The following is a 13,371-nucleotide window of genomic DNA, read 5'->3' as shown; positions in this document are numbered from 1 at the left end:
GTACGACCATGGATCTCGATCTCGCCCGCACCTGGCTCGCCACCGCCGTGGAGGAGGCGAAGGCCGGGCTCGCCGAAGGCGGCATCCCGATCGGCGCCGCCCTGTACTCCGCCGACGGCGAGGTGCTCGGCCGCGGCCACAACCGGCGCGTACAGGACGCCGACCCGTCCGTGCACGGAGAGACCGACGCGTTCCGGCGGGCCGGGCGGCAGCGCACGTACCAGGGCACCACCATGGTGACCACGCTCAGCCCCTGCTGGTACTGCTCGGGCCTGGTGCGGCAGTTCGGGATCTCGCGCGTCGTCATCGGCGAGGCCCGCACCTTCCACGGCGGCCACGACTGGCTCGCCGAGCACGGCGTCGAGGTCGTGCTCCTCGACGACCCCGAGTGCGTGGGCCTGATGGAGGACTTCATCGCGGCGAAGCCGGAGCTGTGGAACGAGGACATCGGCGAGTGAGGCGCCGCCGCTCTTGCCGAGTGTTCGTCTAGCGTCGTACATTCTGGGGGTGGCGAGTGTTCGTCGTGCGGCGAACACTCATCACCCCCTCTGCTTTGCGACTCTTGCGACTCTTGCGACGAAAGGCGTCTGTCATGCGTGCGATGCGGTTCGAGGAGTACGGCGGTCCCGAGGTGCTGCGGGTCGCGGACGTGGCGGCGCCGGAGCCGGGCCCCGGCCAGGTGAGCGTCGACGTCGCGTACACCGGCGTGAACTTCGCGGACCTCAAGGCCCGTTCGGAGGGCTACCGGGTCGACGCGCTGCCGTACGTTCCCGGCCTTGAGGTCTCCGGCCGGATCCGCGCCCTGGGGGCGGGGGTCGAAGGACTCGCGGTCGGCCAGGAGGTCGCCGCGCTCACCGCGTCCGGCGGGTACGCGGAGGTGGCCCTCGCGGACGCCGTCACCACCTTCCCGCTCCCCGAAGGGCTGTCCCCGCGTACGGCCGCGACGCTGCCCACCGTCATGCCGACGGCGTACGCGCTGCTGCACTCGGTGGGGCGGCTGCGCGCCGGGGAGACCGTCCTCGTGCAGGGAGCGGCGGGCGGAGTCGGCACGGTGGCCGGGCAGTTGGCGCGGGCGGCCGGGGCGGGGCGGGTGATCGGGGTCGTGTCGAGCGAGGTGAAGGCGGCGTACGCGAAGCGGTACGGGTACGACGATGTGGTCCTGGCTGATGAATTCGACGCGGGGGTACGGGAGTTGACGCGCGGGCGCGGGGTCGACCTGGCGCTCGACCCGGTCGGCGGGGAGACGCTCCGGCGGACCCGCGAGTCGCTCGCCGTGTTCGGCCGACTCGTCTCCTTCGGCAACGCGTCGTCCGCGCCCGCGTGGCAGGTCGGCCAGCCCGAGCTGTACCCGACGGGCCTCTCCGTCGCCGGGTTCTCCATCCTCGGCCTCGCGCAGACCGCGCCGCACGCGCTGCGGGAGCTCGCCGAACGGGCCTTCGCCGTGCCGGGCGTCGAGCTCCCGGTGACGGCCGAGTTCCCCCTCACCGAGGCGGCGGAGGCGCACCGCCTGATGGGCTCGCGCACCAGCACGGGAAAGCTGCTGCTGCGCGTGGCGGACTGACGGCGGGGGCCGGGCCGGGGGTCACGCCAGGTTCCAGCGCTGTCCGTTGCCGCCGGAGCAGGACGCCGTCGTCACCCCGTCCCCGTAGGCGGAGGGCGCGAGACAGCCGCTGGTCTTGGTGCTGACCAGGGACGCGTTCCCGCCCCAGTTCCATACGATGCCGAGGCCCGAGCACCCGGCCACCGTCGTGTCCTGCCCGTCGTAGGCGTTGGTGAGGCACATGTCGGTCGCCGCGTTGTAGAGCCGGAACGAGCCGCCGCTGGTGAGGAGTTTCCAGGCCGAACCGGCGGTCGAGCAGCTGCCCATGGCGACGCTCGGCCCGCCCGTGCGGATCATGCACTGTCCGGTGGACGCGTTCTTCAGCCGGTAGCTGCCGGACGTGGGCCGGCTGCCGGAGTCGCCGTCACCTCCGCCGCCGTCGTCGCTGCCGCCGCCTCCCCCGGAGCTCGTACCGCCACCGCCGGAACTGCCGCTCCCGGCACCGGAGTTGTCCTCTGCCTCCGCGCCCCCGGACGTGCCGCCCTTCGCGCCCCCGGCGACCGGCGCCTTCGCCCCGTCCGCCTTGCCCGCCTCGTCCGGCTTGTCGGCCCCCTTGGGCTTCTCCGACTTCTTGGCCGAGGGCGACCCCTTCGGCGACTTCGACGCGGACGCCTCCGGAGTCCCGGGCGACGCCGGGACCGAGACGGACGGCGAGGGCCCCGCCGCGTGGTCGCCCTCGCCGCCGTACGGCAGGTTCCGGATCGCGAGCGTCGCCCCGGAGACCACCACGACGACGGGGATCACCGCGAACAGGACGCGCCTGCGCCGCCGTTCGGGCCGGGGCGCGCGGGTCGTCCGCTGCGGCTCCACCACCTCCGGTACGCCGCCGGAGGCGTCCGGTACGTCGCCGGAGGCGTCCGGCGGCGCGAGTGTCCCCTCCGGCACCCGCGCCGCGAACCCCGCCCGCTCGGCGAGCAGGTCACGTACGGGCTCCGGCCACGCCGGGGCGCCCAACGCGCCCTCCCCACCCGCGAGTTCGACGAGCTCCGCCGCGCTCGGCCGCCCCTCCGGATCCTTGTCGAGGCACGAGGCGACGACCTCCGCGAGCCGCGGATCGCGGTCCCGCACCGGCGCCAGGTCCGGCTCGTCGTGCACGATCCGGTACAGCGGGCTGCCCTCGCCGCCGTCTCCGAACGGCCACCGCCCACCGGCCGCGTACGCGACGAGCAGCCCGAGCGCGAACACGTCGGACGCGCTCGTCAACCGCCGTGATCCCGAGGCCTGTTCGGGCGACATGTACGCCGGGGTGCCGACGACGAGCCCGGTCCGCGTCAACTGGCTCTGCTCGGCGGCCCGCGCGATCCCGAAGTCGACGAGCGTGACGCCGTCACGGGTGAGCATCACGTTCGACGGCTTGAGGTCGCGGTGCACCATGTCGCGCGCGTGCACGGCCCGCAGGCCCGCGGCCGCGTCCCGCAGGAGCGACCACAGGCCGGGGCCGTCGAGCGGTCCCCCGTGCCGCTCGACGGCCTCGGCCAGGGTGATCCCGGGGACGTACTCCGTGGCGAACCACGGCGGATCGGCCTCCCGGTCGCTGGCCAGCAGCGGCGCGGTGGCCTCCGCGGGCAGCCGCGCCAGGTTGTCCATCTCCTGCCCGAAGCGGCGTACGAAGTCGTGGTCCTCGGCGACCACGGACGCCAGCATCTGCTTGACCGCCGCGAACTTCCCTTCCACGACGCCGAGATACACCCGACCCATGCCACCGGCGCCGAGCCGCCCCACGAGTGGGATCGAACCGATGCTGCGCGGATCCCGCTCGCGCAGCGGTTCGGCACCGCTGCCGGCGAGATCTAACCCGTTGTCCGACACGGGGATCAGTGTGACCCAGCCGCGCGCCGAACTGGAGTGAATTTCTAGAAATTCACTATAGAACCACAGCCCGCCGCCCCGGCTTTACCGGGTGGCTTTACGCTGGTTGTCGCCATGAGCCCCAAGCAACTCCGCGGCGCGGAGACCGCCGACCGCCTCCTCGACGCCGCGCTCGACGTCTACGCGGACGCGGGCGAGCAGGGCGTCACCGTCAGCGCCCTGACCCGTACCAGCGGGGTCAGCATGGGCAGCCTGTACCACCACTTCGGCAGCGTGGACGGGCTGATGCGGGAGCTGCTGCTGCGCTGGCTCGGCCGGCTCCTCGACGAGCTCACCACGGCCCTCGACCGCTCCCGCACCCCGCGCACCGGGATCCGCGCGATCGTCGAGACGTACCTCGGCTTCGTCGAGCAGCACCCGGACGCCGCCCGCCTGTTGCACTCCTCGTACGCCGACCGGCTCACGATGGAGCAGGCCAAGCAGTTGCGCGACACTCAGGAGGCCCGGCTCTCCCCGCTCAGCGCGTGGCTGAGCCGGCACATCGACTCCGGCACGATCGCCCCGCTGCCCGCGCCGCTCGTCGAGGCGCTGGTCCTCGGCCCGGTGATCGCCGTCGCGCGCGGCCGGCTCGCCGGGGTGTACGAACTCGACCTCGACCACGCGGCCCGCACCCTGACGGAGCGGATCTGGCGCTCAGTGGCGCCGTGACACGCGAAAGGCCGGCCCCGTGTTCACGGGACCGGCCTTGAGGAGTGCGGTCAGCGGGTCACACCCCGGCGTACGAGTGCTTGCCGGTGACGAAGATGTTCACGCCGTAGTAGTTGAAGATCCAGCAGCCGAAGGCGATCAGCGCCAGGTAGGCGGCCTTGCGGCCCTTCCAGCCGGCCGTCGCGCGGGCGTGGAGGTACGCGGCGTAGGCGACCCAGGTGATGAACGACCAGGTCTCCTTGGGGTCCCAGCCCCAGTAGCGGCCCCAGGCGTCGCCCGCCCAGATGGCGCCCGCGATGATCGTGAACGTCCACAGCGGGAAGACGGCCGCGTTCACGCGGTAGGAGAACTTGTCGAGGGACTGCGATGCGGGCAGCCGCTCCATGACAGAGGTCGCGAACCGGCCGGGCTGACCGCCGGCCGCGAGCTTGCTCTCGTAGCTGTCCTTGAAGAGGTACAGCAGCGTGCCGACCGCGCCGACGTAGAACACCGCGCCGCAGAAGATCGCCGTGGAGACGTGGATGTACAGCCAGTACGAGTGCAGCGCCGGGACCAGCTGGTCGCTGGACGTGTAGAGGACGGTGGTGGCGAGGCCGAGGTCGAGCAGGACCGTGATGACCAGCGGCAGGCCGAGCCAGCGCACGTTCTTCTTCAGCGCGAGCAGCACCAGGTAGATGCCGACGGCGACCGTGGAGAAGGTGATGGAGAACTCGTACATGTTGCCCCACGGGGCCCGCTCCACCGAGAGCGCGCGCGTGAGGACGCCGCCGAACTCGATGATGAAGGCGAGCGCCGTGAGGGAGATCGCGATCCGCCCGTACAGGTCGCCCTGCTCGTCACCGGCGGCGGCGCCCGGCCCGTCCGGCACGTCACGTGCCCCGGCCGCGGCCCGCGTCACGACCTTCGGCCGCTCCATGACGGCCGTGCCGCCCTGCTTCTTGACCGTGACGGCCGGCGCGCCCGCCGCCGTCGTCTCCTCGGCCTTGCCGGTCAGCGCGGCGGCGGTACGGCCGACCTTGCTGCGGCTGCCGAAGATCCACTCGGCCATGTTCGCGAAGAACGCGAGCAGGTACACGGCCATCGACGAATAGATGAGGACGTTACTGGTGTGAGCCAGGTTCTCGTTTACTGCGGCGGCGAGAGTCACTTCGTCTCAGCCCCTTCGGCGGCAGGAACAGCAGTGGTTGATTCGGAGGGTTCGTCGGGGTCGGGCGCGCTCGGCGCCTGGGTGTGCAGGCGCTCGACCAGATCGCCGAGCTCCTCCGGAAGCTTCGCGGACTCGCTGCGGCCGAGGCCCGCCATCTCGACGACGGTCACCCCGTCCTCGCCCTTCACGGCGCGCACCCAGACGCGGCGGCGCTGGATGAACAGGGAGCCGGCCAGTCCGCCGATCGCGGCGATGGCGCCGCCCAGGGCCCAGGTGTCACCGGGCTGGTGGGAGATCTGGAAGGTGACCCATTCCTTGATGTCCTTGTCGAACGTGATGGAGCCCGCCCCGTTCGGCAGCTTCATCGTCTCGCCGGGCAGCAGCCGCTGCTTGAGCGCCTTGCCCTTGGAGTCCTTGAAGGACTTCAGGTGCGAGGTGTCCAGCTGGTACACGTTCTGCGGCAGTCCCGCGTCGACGCCCAGGTCGCCGTGCGAGGCGTTGAGCGCGAGGACGGGGTAGTCGAGCGCGGGGAACTGGGAGAGCATCGTGCCCTTGCCCGCGCCCGCGAACGTCGGCACGAACCAGGCGGCGAAGCCCAGCTGTTCCTTCTTGCCCTGCGCGTTCTTGTAGCCGTCCATCACCTTGATGGCGCCCTGCGAGGAGATGTTGGAGTCGATCGGCAGCATCGGCACGGTCTGCTCCGATACGACCTTGCCCTTGCCGTCGCGGACCGTGACGGGGACCGCGTAGCCGTGCCCGTTGAGGAAGATCTTGGTGCCGTCGATGTCCAGCGGCTTGTTGGACTCGATGGCGGCCTTCTTCGTCTTGTCGCCCGAGCCCTCGGTGTAGCTGACGTCACCGCGGAACGTGCGCGGGGTGCCCTTCTCGGGGCCCGACCGCTCGTACGTCGCCGTGAACTTGTCGAGGGTGAAGCTGAACGGCGACAGGTCGTGGTCGCTGTCGAAGAGGTTCCCTGACTTGAAGTCGTCGTACTGCGTGAGCGTGTTGGCGAAGCCGTCGCCCTCGATGACGAGCTTGCCGCCCTCGAACTTGAACAGCTGCCCCCAGGCGAAGGCGACCAGCATCACGATCAGCGCGATGTGGAAGACGAGGTTGCCGACCTCGCGCAGATAGCCCTTCTCGGCGGCGACCGCGGTCCCGCTGACGTGCGCCCGGTAGCGGCGCTTCTTCAGCATCGCGAGCGCTGCGGTGCGCACCTGCTCCGGGTCGGACTCGGTGCGCCACGTCGCGTAGGCCGGGAGCCGGGTCAGACGCTTGGGCGCGCCCGGCGGGCGGCCGCGGAGCTGGCCGACGAACTGCCAGGTGCGCGGCACGATGCAGCCGATGAGGGAGACGAAGAGCAGCAGGTAGATCGCGGAGAACCACACCGAGCCGTAGACGTGGAAGAAGCCGATCTTGTCGTAGACCGGCGCCAGCGTCTCGTGCGCCTTGCGGAAGTCCTCGACCTTGGTCGGGTCGGTGCCCTCCTGCGGGATCAGCGAACCGGGGATGGCGCCGAGGGAGAGCAGGAACAGCAGGATCAGGGCGACCCGCATCGAGGTGAGCTGCCGCCAGAACCAGCGGACCCAGCCGATGACGCCGAGCTTCGGCAGGTTCGGGGCCCGGTCCTCCTGGGGAGCGGTGCTCAGTTGGGCTGCGGCCTCGGCCTCAGCGGCTTCGTCGCCACCGGCCGTTCGCGCGTCGTCGGTCGTCTTGCTCATGGATCAGATTCCCACCTGGAAGCCGGTGGACCAGGTCCGCATCTGCCCGACGAGGGCGTCCCACGCGCCCGTCAGCAGAAGAACTCCGGTCAGGATCATCATGATGCCGCCGATGCGCATCACCCACGTGTAGTGCTGCTTCACCCAGCCGAACGCGCCGAGCGCCTTGCGGAAGGCGACCGCGGCGAGCACGAAGGGAACGCCGAGGCCGAGGCAGTACGCGATGGTCAGTATCGCCCCGCGCCCCGCGGTGCTCTGCACCGACGACAGGCCGATGACGGAGGCGAGGGTCGGGCCGATGCAGGGGGTCCAGCCGATGCCGAACAGCGCGCCGAGGACCGGGGCTCCGGCGAGCCCGGCGGCGGGCTTGCGGTGGAAGCGGAACTCGCGCTGCGTCATCCACGGCATGAACCCCATGAAGAAGACGCCCATGAGGACCATGAGGACGCCGAGCACCTTGGTCAGCACGCCCTGGTACTCCTGGAGCGTCTGCCCGAAGAAGCCGAACAGGGCACCGCCGGACACGAAGACGGCGGTGAACCCGAGCACGAACAGGCTGGCGCCCGCCGCCATCCGGCCCCGCCGCTGCTCCATCAGGTCGGTGCCGGTGATCCCGGTCACGTAACTCAAGTAGCCGGGTACGAGGGGCAGCACGCACGGCGAGAAGAAGGAGACGAGGCCGCCGAGCAGCGCGATGGGCACGGCGAGGAGGAGCGCTCCGTCGGTGACGGTGTCACCGGCGGCGAGTGTGACGAGGGAGGAGCTCACCTTCGCTCACTTCTCCGCGACGACCGGCGCGACCATCTTGCGCAGGGCCTTCTCGCTGAGCGGCTTGAGGGAGCGCGCGGCGATCTTGCCCTCGCGGTCGACGACGATCGTCGAGGGGATGGCCTGCGGGTTGAGCGTGCCCTTCTCGAACTTGAGGAGCAGCCGGCCCGTCGGGTCGTAGAAGCTCGGGTACGGGACGTCGTAGGCCTCTTCGAACTTCTTGGCCGGGTTGGTGCTGGTGTCGCGGGTGTTGATGCCGAGGAACTGGACGTCCTGCTTCTCGGTGTCGTGCGCGACCTTCACGAAGTTCGGGGCCTCGGCGCGGCAGGGCGGGCACCAGGAGCCCCAGACGTTGAGGACGACGACCTTGCCCTTGTAGTCGGACATGGCGATCTTCTTGCCCTCGAGGTCCTTGCCGCTCAGGTCGGGGGCGTTGTGCCGCTCGCCCTTCTTGACGGTGGCGATGCCGCCGGACCCGGTGATGAAGTTGGTGCTGTCGCCGCCGCCGTTGGTGCCACCGGAGCCGCACGCCGTCAGCGCGAGGGCTGCCGCGGCGGCTCCAATGGTCAGCTTGGCGGCGCGGGGGGCGCGGGAGGCGGCACTCATGTGAAAAGTTTCGCATGTCTGTTTAGGGGATCTTCCGCACCCCCCTGACGCTCGAAAAAGCCCACTTCAGGAGGGGTTTGAGCGGGATTTCGCGCCGGGGGCCGCGAGGAACTTCCGCCAGCCCTCTGCCGGCCGTTGTCCCACCTCGAGCGTACGCAGTTCGGCGAGCACCTTCGGATCCTGCGTGTCGAGCCAGTCGACGAACTGCCGGAAGGAGACGAGCCGCACGTCGTCGTGTTTCTCGGCGGTCGCCGCGATGTGCTTCAGGGCCTCCTCGACGGCGTCCATGTAGATGCCGCCGTTCCAGTCCTCGAAGTGGTTGCCGATGAAGAACGGCGCCCGGTTCGTCTCGTATGCCCGCTTGAATCCCTGGATGTACGCCTGCGCCGACTGCTCGCGCCAGGCCGGGTAGTTGTGCGCGGGCGCGCGCGTGGAGTTGAGGGACTGGTTGGCGAGCATGTTGTAGTCCATCGACAGGACCTCGAAGGAGCGGCCGGGGAACGGGACGGCCTGCAGCGGCAGGTCCCAGACACCGAGACGTTTCTCCGGCCAGCGCTGCCGGCCACCGGGCGAGGACGCGTCGTAGCGCCAGCCGAGGTCGCGGGCGGCGGGCAGCAGGCTGTCCTGCCCGAGCAGGCAGGGGGTGCGCCCGCCCGCCAACTCCTTGTCGTAGTCGAAGGGCAGCGCGGGCAGGTCCTGCCAGCCCGTGTGCGTACGCCACTTCTTCACGAAGGACTTCGCCTGGCCGATCTCGTCGCGCCACTGCGCGGGCGTCCAGTCGGCGACGGAGCCGGAGCCGACGCAGAAGTGCCCGTTGAAGTGCGTCCCGATCTCGTGCCCTTCGAGCCAGGCCCGACGCACGTACGTCAGGGTCTCCTTGATGTGGGCGTCCGTGAGATAGCCGATGTCGGAGGCGCCGACCGGGTTGTTCGGCGGGCGGTAGAGGCGCTTCTTCGACTCGGGCAGCAGGTAAAGACCCGACAGGAAGAAGGTCATGTGCGCGCCGTGGTCCTCGGCGAGCTTCAGGAAGCGCGGGAACAGACCGTTGCCGACCTCGCCCGCGCCGTCCCAGGAGAAGACCACGAACTGCGGTGGCCGCTGGCCGGGTTCGAGCCGCTCGGGCGCGGCGGGCTGGTGCGGCTGCCTGCCGGTGTACGCGGTCGAGCCGTCGCCGATGGCCCGCAGCGGGGGCCGCTCGCCGGGCGGACCCGGCCGGCCCTGCTTCTCCTCGGTGACGGTCGGGGCGCCGCCGCCCGAACCGCACCCGGCGAGCAAGGCTCCGGCCGCCGCACCCGCGCCGATCCCGAGCAGTCCCCTGCGACTGACATCCCGATCCCGCATACCGTCTTACCGTCCCCATTCGTCACGCTGTGCCCCATTGGTGGGGGCACCACGGAAGAGGGCGCGGCAAACACGCGGGTTCCGGCGAACGGGCCGCCTTTGCGGTGATTTGGAGAGGTAAGCGAAAGGCCGCCGGTTGACGGCGGCCTTTCGCTGGATGCGCTGCGTGAGATCAGGCGCCGAACGCCTTGTCCTTCCCCTTCACCGGTTTCGCTCCGGCCAGCAGATGCGCGGGGACGAGATCACGCGCGGGCTCGGTGTAGCCCACCGACACGATCTTGTCGCCCTGGTACGTGAACGTGGTCAGCGACGCCAGCGTGCACTGCCGCTTGCGCGGGTCGTGCCACAGGCGCCGCTTCTCGACGTACGACCGGACGATCCAGATGGGCAGTTGATGGCTGACGCACACGGCCTCGTGCCCGCGCGCGGCGTCCTTCGCCGCGTCGAGCGCGCCCATCATCCGTACGACCTGGTCGATGTACGGCTCGCCCCAGGACGGCTTGAACGGGTTGACCAGGTGCTTCCAGTTCTCCGGCTTCTTCAGCGCGCCGTCGCCGACGCCGAAGGTCTTGCCCTGGAAGACATTGCCCGCCTCGATGAGCCGCTCGTCGCTGTCCAGGTCGAGGCCGTGCGCCTTGGCGATCGGCGTCGCCGTCTCCTGCGCCCGGTCCAGCGGGGACGACACGACATGCGTGATGTCGCGGGACGAGAGGTGCTCGGCGACCCGGTCGGCCATCCGCCGGCCGAGCTCGGACAGGTGGTAGTCGGGCAGCCGCCCGTACAGGATCCCGTCCGGGTTGTGCACCTCGCCGTGGCGCATCAGATGGACGACGGTGATGTCGTCGCCCGACTTCGGGACGCTCATGCCGTGGCCTCCGCGGCGGCGCGGGCGGCGGCCGGAAGCGCGGCCGCGATCCGCTCGACGGCCCGCTCGTCGTGGGTGGTCGACAGGAACCAGGACTCGAAGGGCGACGGCGGCAGATACACGCCCTGCTCCAGCATCGAGTGGAAGAACGGCTTGAAGCGGAAGGACTCCTGCGCCTTCGCCTCGTCGTAGTTCGTCACTGGTTTGTCATCGGTCCCCGTGAAGAAAACGGTGAACATGTTGGTGGCGTTCTGCACGCGGTGCGCGACGCCCTCCTTGGTGAGCGCCTCCGAGACGAGCGAGCGCAGTTGCTCGCTGGTCGCGTTCACCTTCGCGTACGCCGCGTCGTCGAGCAGCCGCAGCTGGGCGACGCCGGCGGCGGTGGCGACGGGGTTACCGGAGAGCGTGCCCGCCTGGTAGACCGGCCCGGCCGGAGCGAGGTGCGCCATGACGTCGGCGCGCCCGCCGAACGCGGCGGCCGGGAAGCCACCGCCCATGACCTTCCCGAACGTCAGCAGGTCAGGAACGACGCCGTCGACGCCGAACCAGCCGGCCTTCGACGTACGGAACCCGGTCATCACCTCGTCGGAGATGTACAGCGCGCCGTTCTCCGCGCACACGTCCTTGAGGCCCTGGTTGAAGCCGGGCTTCGGCGGCACGACGCCCATGTTGCCGGGCGAGGCCTCCGTGATCACGCAGGCGATCTCGCCGGGGTTCGCGGCGAACGCGGCGCGCACGGCCTCGATGTCGTTGTACGGCAGCACGATCGTGTCGCCTGCCTGGGCGCCCGTGACACCGGGGGTGTCCGGCAGGCCCAGCGTGGCGACGCCCGAACCGGCGGCGGCGAGCAGCGCGTCGACGTGCCCGTGGTAGCAGCCGGCGAACTTGATGACCTTCGCCCGGCCGGTGAAGCCGCGCGCGAGCCGGATCGCCGACATGGTCGCCTCGGTGCCGGAGGACACGAGCCGCACCTGCTCGACGGGGTCGATGCGCTGGACGATCTCCTCGGCCAGCTCGACCTCGCCCGCGCCCGGCGTACCGAACGACGTGCCGAGCGCGACGGCCTCCTGCACGGCCGCCGTGACCTCGGGGTGGGAATGGCCGAGGATCATCGGCCCCCACGAGCACACGAGGTCGACATACTCGCGTCCGTCGGCATCGGTGAGATACGGACCGTTACCGGACACCATGAACCGGGGCGTTCCGCCCACCGCACGGAACGCGCGCACGGGCGAGTTCACGCCACCGGGCGTGACCGCTTCCGCACGGTCGAAAAGCCCCTGCGACGCGGGTGCCTCATAGGGATAGGGAGTGTTGTTCGCCTCTGCCATGCCTCTCAGCGTACGGCCCACTGTCGCGCGCCCCAGCGCGTGGACCCGCGGGACTCTAGACTTCCCCTCGCGCCGCGGCACGCCGACACGTTTCGGCGAGGGACCGTGGGGGAGGTCACTGACACGATGATCGGGTTGCGCGCCGACGGGCGGGCGGCCTACAAAAGGGCTTCACGCCCTGGGGAACAGCAGCAGTCGGGTGGAGATATGCATCGCGGTGGCGGACTGGGCGAGGGGACCGGCGACCTGGGCCCCCGGCGTGCCCGGCGGGGGAAGCACCGACGCGAGGACAGGGTGGAGCGGGTCCAGCGACCCGCGGAAGACACAGCGGGTACGGACAGCGCGCACATCGGAGACGGCGGGGACATCGGGAATGGTGGCCGGGTGGGGGTGACCTACAAATACTTCGGCGCGCCCGACGGCGCCACGGCGGCCCGCGTCCCGATCTCCATGCGTCCCGAGGAGCTCGGCGGTGACGAGCTCGGCATGGGCGGCATGTTCACGAAGATCAAGCCGGAGACGATGGCCGCGATGGTCCTCACCGGCATAGAGGGCATACCCCTGCACAAGGTCCCGCCGCTGGAACTGGTCGTCCTGCACCCCGACTACGCGGTGGTCAAACTCCCCATGACGGTCGTCGACCCACTGCGCGGGGTCGGCGAGGAGTCCGTCGGCGCGGCGGCGTTCATCTGGTCCACGGTCCCCGACCGGGGCGGCCCCCGCGACGCGTTCAACGTGTACCAACTTCTCCACGAGTGGCAGGACTTCAGCCACCGTCTGCACGACGCGGGACATCAGGCGTACTGCCTGGTCTGGCCGTAGCCTCCCGCTCAGCGGTGGAAGGTGATGTACCCGTTGCCGTCCCTGTCGTTACGGCTCTTGGTGTAGGCGTGGACGTCCGCGCGGGCCTTGGACGGCTTGTAGAGATAGATCGTGTCGCCGCCGTTGTTCCAGATGAAGTTGGCGTTGTTGCGGTAGGCGACGTTCTTGCCGTCCGACTCGGTGCCGTACCCGCCGCGCAGCTTCACGTAGTCGCCGGGCTGCAGATAGTGGTTCTTGGAGAACGTGTACCTGTGTCCGGCCGCGTCCTTGACCTGGTAGCCCTTGAGGTTGACGGTCGAGGACCTGGAGTAGTTCTTGATCTTCACGTACTCCTTGTACGTGTTCCCGCCGTAGCGGCTGTTGTTGTCGCGGCCGGGAGCGTCGTACGCGACTCCGCTGACCTTCAGCGCCGAGCTGTACTCGGCGGCGCTCGCCGGTGTCGCCGCCAGCAGACCGGTCACGGCGAGGGCCGAACTCGACACCAGGGCTATCGCGACGCGCTCGCGCCTCCCGTTCGCCTTCTTCGCGGGCTTCATACGCATCAGGGGACCTCCGTGACCCGCCCGCTCCGGCGCCTTGGACCGGATGGGACCGACGAGCCGCAGTCACCCTCACATACCGTTCGCACCCATTCGTGACGTCATAAGTCCCTG

At 70.3% G+C, this 13,371-nt stretch carries 13 protein-coding genes; 4 read left to right on the top strand and 9 right to left on the bottom strand.

The features are described 5' to 3' along the window. Positions 1 to 8 precede the first annotated feature (8 nt). Together RBJ65_RS01725 and RBJ65_RS01720 are read left to right on the top strand one after the other, a co-directional pair. Positions 9 to 458: a nucleoside deaminase gene (locus tag RBJ65_RS01725; RefSeq protein ID WP_306321150.1), complete on the top strand. Its 450-nt coding sequence runs from the start codon at positions 9 to 11 to the stop codon at positions 456 to 458. A gap of 134 nt (positions 459 to 592) precedes the next feature. Next, on the top strand, positions 593 to 1,561 hold the full coding sequence (locus RBJ65_RS01720) for a zinc-binding dehydrogenase (protein WP_306321151.1): 969 nt from the start codon (positions 593 to 595) through the stop codon (positions 1,559 to 1,561). 21 nt (positions 1,562 to 1,582) lie between these two features. Here the strand turns inward: RBJ65_RS01720 and RBJ65_RS01715 are convergent, their stop codons facing one another. Continuing rightward, a complete protein-coding gene (locus RBJ65_RS01715) occupies positions 1,583 to 3,409 on the bottom strand; it encodes a serine/threonine protein kinase (RefSeq protein WP_306321152.1) in 1,827 nt (608 codons plus the stop codon). A gap of 114 nt (positions 3,410 to 3,523) precedes the next feature. Here RBJ65_RS01715 and RBJ65_RS01710 point away from each other — a divergent pair, with 114 nt between their 5' ends. Continuing rightward, positions 3,524 to 4,117, top strand: a complete 594-nt coding sequence (locus RBJ65_RS01710) for a TetR/AcrR family transcriptional regulator (protein WP_306321153.1) — start codon at positions 3,524 to 3,526, stop codon at positions 4,115 to 4,117. A gap of 58 nt (positions 4,118 to 4,175) precedes the next feature. Here RBJ65_RS01710 and ccsB read toward each other — a convergent pair whose 3' ends face one another. The 7 genes from ccsB to hemL form a co-directional block, all read right to left on the bottom strand. After that, positions 4,176 to 5,264, bottom strand: coding sequence for a c-type cytochrome biogenesis protein CcsB (gene ccsB / locus RBJ65_RS01705; RefSeq protein WP_306321154.1), 1,089 nt, complete (start codon positions 5,262 to 5,264; stop codon positions 4,176 to 4,178). After that, a complete protein-coding gene (locus RBJ65_RS01700; protein WP_306321155.1) occupies positions 5,261 to 6,985 on the bottom strand; it encodes a cytochrome c biogenesis protein ResB in 1,725 nt (574 codons plus the stop codon). The genes ccsB and RBJ65_RS01700 overlap by 4 nt, the downstream gene beginning before the upstream one ends. Positions 6,986 to 6,988: 3 nt before the next feature. Continuing rightward, a complete protein-coding gene (locus tag RBJ65_RS01695; RefSeq protein ID WP_306321156.1) occupies positions 6,989 to 7,753 on the bottom strand; it encodes a cytochrome c biogenesis CcdA family protein in 765 nt (254 codons plus the stop codon). Between the two features lie 6 nt (positions 7,754 to 7,759). After that, positions 7,760 to 8,359 (bottom strand): TlpA disulfide reductase family protein, encoded by a 600-nt coding sequence (locus tag RBJ65_RS01690; protein ID WP_306321157.1) that lies wholly within the window; start codon positions 8,357 to 8,359, stop codon positions 7,760 to 7,762. Positions 8,360 to 8,425: 66 nt separating this feature from the next. Then, positions 8,426 to 9,700 (bottom strand): hypothetical protein, encoded by a 1,275-nt coding sequence (locus tag RBJ65_RS01685; protein ID WP_306321158.1) that lies wholly within the window; start codon positions 9,698 to 9,700, stop codon positions 8,426 to 8,428. A gap of 172 nt (positions 9,701 to 9,872) precedes the next feature. Beyond that, positions 9,873 to 10,565 (bottom strand): histidine phosphatase family protein, encoded by a 693-nt coding sequence (locus RBJ65_RS01680; RefSeq protein WP_306321159.1) that lies wholly within the window; start codon positions 10,563 to 10,565, stop codon positions 9,873 to 9,875. Beyond that, positions 10,562 to 11,896 (bottom strand): glutamate-1-semialdehyde 2,1-aminomutase, encoded by a 1,335-nt coding sequence (gene hemL, locus RBJ65_RS01675; RefSeq protein WP_306321160.1) that lies wholly within the window; start codon positions 11,894 to 11,896, stop codon positions 10,562 to 10,564. The genes RBJ65_RS01680 and hemL overlap by 4 nt, the downstream gene beginning before the upstream one ends. A 207-nt stretch (positions 11,897 to 12,103) precedes the next feature. Here hemL and RBJ65_RS01670 point away from each other — a divergent pair, with 207 nt between their 5' ends. After that, a complete protein-coding gene (locus RBJ65_RS01670) occupies positions 12,104 to 12,718 on the top strand; it encodes a hypothetical protein (protein ID WP_306321161.1) in 615 nt (204 codons plus the stop codon). Between the two features lie 8 nt (positions 12,719 to 12,726). On the opposite strand, the gene RBJ65_RS01665 is transcribed toward RBJ65_RS01670, so the two are convergent. Continuing rightward, positions 12,727 to 13,260 (bottom strand): lamin tail domain-containing protein, encoded by a 534-nt coding sequence (locus RBJ65_RS01665; protein ID WP_372341362.1) that lies wholly within the window; start codon positions 13,258 to 13,260, stop codon positions 12,727 to 12,729. Positions 13,261 to 13,371: the final 111 nt, after the last annotated feature.

The organism is Streptomyces sp. KL109B, assembly GCF_030766935.1.
Classification (GTDB): domain Bacteria; phylum Actinomycetota; class Actinomycetes; order Streptomycetales; family Streptomycetaceae; genus Streptomyces.
Note: the sequence above shows the minus strand (reverse complement) of the source record. Positions and strands in the feature narration are given on the sequence as shown.

Excerpts from the sequence above, each read along its gene's own strand:
- RBJ65_RS01665 (WP_372341362.1), bottom strand. The coding sequence starts at position 13,260 with ATGCGTATGAAGCCCGCGAAGAAGGCGAACGGGAGGCGCGAGCGCGTC.
- RBJ65_RS01700 (WP_306321155.1), bottom strand. The coding sequence starts at position 6,985 with ATGAGCAAGACGACCGACGACGCGCGAACGGCCGGTGGCGACGAAGCC.
- RBJ65_RS01680 (WP_306321159.1), bottom strand. The coding sequence starts at position 10,565 with ATGAGCGTCCCGAAGTCGGGCGACGACATCACCGTCGTCCATCTGATG.
- RBJ65_RS01690 (WP_306321157.1), bottom strand. The coding sequence starts at position 8,359 with ATGAGTGCCGCCTCCCGCGCCCCCCGCGCCGCCAAGCTGACCATTGGA.
- RBJ65_RS01725 (WP_306321150.1), top strand. The coding sequence starts at position 9 with ATGGATCTCGATCTCGCCCGCACCTGGCTCGCCACCGCCGTGGAGGAG.
- RBJ65_RS01720 (WP_306321151.1), top strand. The coding sequence starts at position 593 with ATGCGTGCGATGCGGTTCGAGGAGTACGGCGGTCCCGAGGTGCTGCGG.
- RBJ65_RS01670 (WP_306321161.1), top strand. The coding sequence starts at position 12,104 with ATGCATCGCGGTGGCGGACTGGGCGAGGGGACCGGCGACCTGGGCCCC.
- RBJ65_RS01685 (WP_306321158.1), bottom strand. The coding sequence starts at position 9,700 with ATGCGGGATCGGGATGTCAGTCGCAGGGGACTGCTCGGGATCGGCGCG.
- RBJ65_RS01710 (WP_306321153.1), top strand. The coding sequence starts at position 3,524 with ATGAGCCCCAAGCAACTCCGCGGCGCGGAGACCGCCGACCGCCTCCTC.
- hemL (WP_306321160.1), bottom strand. The coding sequence starts at position 11,896 with ATGGCAGAGGCGAACAACACTCCCTATCCCTATGAGGCACCCGCGTCG.